This is a genomic window from Psychrobacter sp., assembly GCF_036731945.1.
Taxonomy (GTDB): Bacteria; Pseudomonadota; Gammaproteobacteria; order Pseudomonadales; family Moraxellaceae; genus Psychrobacter.
On the sequence record NZ_DAINDI010000053.1, the window covers coordinates 16,121 to 20,107 of the forward strand.

Annotated in this window: 3 protein-coding genes; all 3 read right to left on the minus strand. The window is 45.7% G+C overall.

What is annotated here, in order from left to right:
* A partial coding sequence (locus tag V7D75_RS10835; protein ID WP_333614566.1) for a neutral/alkaline non-lysosomal ceramidase N-terminal domain-containing protein occupies positions 1 to 1,162 on the minus strand: 1,162 nt, incomplete at its 3' end.
* Between the two features lie 364 nt (positions 1,163 to 1,526).
* Positions 1,527 to 1,958: an HIT domain-containing protein gene (locus tag V7D75_RS10840; RefSeq protein WP_144296506.1), complete on the minus strand. Its 432-nt coding sequence runs from the start codon at positions 1,956 to 1,958 to the stop codon at positions 1,527 to 1,529.
* Positions 1,959 to 2,211: 253 nt separating this feature from the next.
* On the minus strand, positions 2,212 to 3,987 hold a 1,776-nt coding region (mfd, locus tag V7D75_RS10845; protein ID WP_333614567.1), incomplete at its 5' end, for a transcription-repair coupling factor.

Genomic DNA, 3,987 nt, shown 5'->3' on the forward strand with positions numbered 1-3,987 from the left:
CCACGGGTCCAGCAACCGGCACGCCTTGATGCCAAAGCTCAACCGCTTTATCCAGCTGCATCTGCCCATCCCGTCTAACGTTTTCCCACTCGTTATCGCTACCTTGAAAGCCGGGTTTTGAGTTGGCATTACCACCTGCCGCCAGCACATCGCCTTCATCAGCATTGGCAAAAGCTGCGACAAACGGTTTGTCTGATTCTCCGCCAAAAATCTTTTCCGCACCGCGCTGAGCAAAGCCTTTGTTATCAGCACTTAGGTGCATAAATTTATTACTAAAACTGGTCGGATGCAGCGCAAACCAATTGATCAGACCTACTGGGGTGCCATCGACGTCATTAAGACGCAGCTGGGTCATGGTTTCATTGACATTACCATCAAAATCTTTGGCGTCTTTATTATTGTTATAGGCAAACTCCGAGCGATTGACTGTCGCACCCTTTAGCTCGCCTTGCGCCAAAGATAGCGTCCCTGGGGTCAAGGTAGCGTGAGCGCGTTTAATTGAGGTGACAATACCATTGACGATAGCATTGAAGTTTTGGCTGCTATAGCCTGCTAGCGTGTCATCGGTACTGGCAATTTGATACAGCTGCTGATGTGAGTAACCGGCGTTACCCACGTGGGTGTGAGTGGCGGTGAGCATGACATTGTCATCGTTATATAAGTCACCATAATCCGCTTTTAGACGTTTAATGACCTCAAGTTTTACCGCGGTAAACATCGCGCCCATATCTGCTGATACATAGACGACACGTTTGCCCGCATTGTTATCCGCTTCGCCGATAATAAAAGCATGAGAGTACAAACGGTCGTTGATACCTTGTACCACCTGCCCCGCCGCATAACCAAACATGCCAGTTTCGGCAGCAGCTCCGGTGATATCCGCTTTACCACTACCTACCAAATACTGACTTGTCGGCATCGCTCGCATAGACATGGCAGAAGCACTGTGATTAAACGTGGCAGAGCTGTCCGCTGCGTCAGTAGCGTTTTCGCTAATGGTTGGCCCCGATTCGGACAAAGCAGATTGCACGGATGCCGACTGTGTTGAAGCAGATTCCGTTGAATCCGTCTCACATGCCGTTAGGCTCAATACAGTGGTACAAATAGAGATGAGTAACATAGAAGGTCGTAATAGTGGAGGTGCGATAGAGGAAGTAGCCATTTGTTATCCTTAACATAGAGTAAAATCTTCAACTGAAGTATCTCAGTCTAAGATTAAATATCCCGCAACCTGTGATGCGCGCTCAATCAATGATAACTATTGATAACTACCAATACACATCAATCCACGAAAACGGCTGCGAGTACATAAGTTGGCTATATCCATTTAACCAACCCACTCTCTAATATAACGATTAACAAACAAATGTAAAATAGTTTATAGTAACAAAACCTTCCATTACCCTTAAAAACCATTTCACTATGATTTTACTTTGAGCATGCCTACTTAAATAAAATGTCTCGAATAAAACGACTTAAATAAAAAGTACTAAAGTCACATTTATCAACCATTATCTAAGGCTTAACTACATTTGCCAATCGAACGGCATTTGGTGATGACCACGCAGCGCCATCATCAGCGTTTGCTGCATTTGCGCCAACACTTCTTTGGTATAAGGAACGGCAGGAATGCCCCATACTGGATTTGGCCATTGCATGTCGTTTTGATAGCGGACAATATGATGAAAATGTAGCTGCGGTACTTGATTACCAAGGGCGGCGACATTCATTTTATCTGCTTGAAAGGTCTTGGCAAGTTGGCTTGATAACCAGCTCGACTCACGCAAAAACTGCGCTTGGTCTGCCTCAGATAGCTCGTACAATTCTTTGATACCTGATACCCGCGGTACCAATATTAACCATGGAAACTGACAATCATTGATTAAACGACAAGTTGATAATGGGAAATCACCCACTAAAAAACTGTCGGCTGCAAGTTTATGATGAAGTTGGAACATAATGACGGTTCTCTTGTTATGACGCTCAAATAAATGGAATTAAAATACCGAAAAGCAGAACTGAATTTACTAAACTATAATACGCTTAAAACATTATGCTTAAAGAAACAGCAGGCTAAATATAAGATGCCGCTATTTTATCAGTTATCCAAGCGATAAAATAGCGCCGTGACCGATTGTCTTAGGGTATGGCATTTGCTGTCCTTAAACGATTTCGTAAATGTGCTTGGTTTGGCGATATAAACAAACAAAGCTAGGCAGACTCTGTCACTGTATGCTCGCTAAAATAGCGCAATAGGTCTTGAATAATGCTGACACGCTGCTGCGGCGTTGCCAGCTTATTGGCATCTTGATAGCGTATACCAGATGCGCCATTCATACGATAGCGCTGACCGTCTTTTTGAATCAGCTGAATAATCGCTAAAGCATCGACCGGCGTATCAGGCGCAAATTCCATTATTAGGCTGCTGCTATTGGCATCAATCTTATTAATCTTGAGCGGTTCAGCTTGTAGACGCAGTCCATGAATAGCAAATAATTGCTTGGTCTGGTCGGGCAGCGTCCCAAAACGGTCAATCATTTCGGTACGGATATCAGTCAGGGCTTCTTTATCATCAGCATTACTGATGCGTTTATAAAATAATAAGCGCTGATGCACATCGTGCAAATATTCTTCTGGTATTAGCGCCGAGCTGTGCAAATTGATTTCACTGGTCAGCGACAATGGCGTGCTTAAATCTGGCTCTTTACCGGCTTTAATCGCCTTCGTTGCGCGCTCAAGCATATCCATATATAAGCTAAAGCCAATCGCTTGCATGTTACCACTTTGCTGTTTACCAAGGATTTCACCCGCGCCGCGAATCTCCAAGTCTTCACTTGCCAGCATAAAGCCTGCGCCCAAGGTATTGGCGCGTTCAATCGCATGCAGACGGCGCTTGGCATCGCCTTTAAGCCCTTTGATAGAAGGTACTAGCAAGTAGCAATACGCCTGATGATGACTCCGGCCGACGCGACCGCGCAGCTGATGCAATTGCGCCAAACCAAACTTATCTGCGCGCTCGATGATAATGGTATTGGCATTGGGTACATCAATACCGGTTTCGATAATGGTCGAGCATATCAGCACGTTGAACTTTTTATGATAAAACTGCTGCATCACTTGCTCAAGTTGGCGCTCTTGCATTTGCCCATGCGCCACCCCTACTCGTGCTTCAGGCACCAGTTCACGGACGGTCTCTGCCATACGCTCAATACTGGCGACATCATTATGCAATAGATAAACCTGTCCGCCACGTAGTAGCTCACGCAAGATGGCTTCTTTTAATAAGGCATCGGTCTTTTGCATGACAAAGGTTTTAATCGCCAGACGACGTGCAGGCGGGGTGGCAATAATCGACATATCACGCATCCCTGAGAGCGCCATATTAAGCGTACGTGGAATTGGCGTCGCCGTCATTGACATACTGTCTACATCGGTCTGAATTGCCTTGATACGCTCTTTATGACGTACGCCAAAGCGGTGTTCTTCATCGACAATCATTAAACCTAAATTAGAGAACTTCACATCAGGTTGCAGAAGTTTATGCGTACCAATGACGATATCGACCTTACCCGCTGCGAGGTCTGTTAACACGGTATCTTGATGTTTTTTACCACCAAAGCGCGACAAGGTTTCGATACGTACCGGCCAATCAGCAAAACGGTCGCGGAAATTGTCTTCATGCTGACCTGCTAGCAACGTCGTCGGTACCAATACCGCTACTTGATAGCCTGCGCTGACCGCAATGAATGCCGCACGCATGGCCACTTCTGTTTTACCAAAACCGACATCACCGCAAATAAGACGATCCATCGGCTGATTCTGCCGCATGTCCTCCATGACTGCATGGATGGCATTGGCTTGATCAGGCGTTTCTTCAAAGGCAAATTGACTGGCAAATAGCTCATATTGCGATGGGTCGATTTTAAAATGAATACCGACTTTCGCTTCGCGCCGTGCTTGCATATTAAGCAGTTCAGCCGCCACGTC

Excerpts from the sequence above, each read along its gene's own strand:
- V7D75_RS10840 (WP_144296506.1), bottom strand. The coding sequence starts at position 1,958 with ATGTTCCAACTTCATCATAAACTTGCAGCCGACAGTTTTTTAGTGGGT.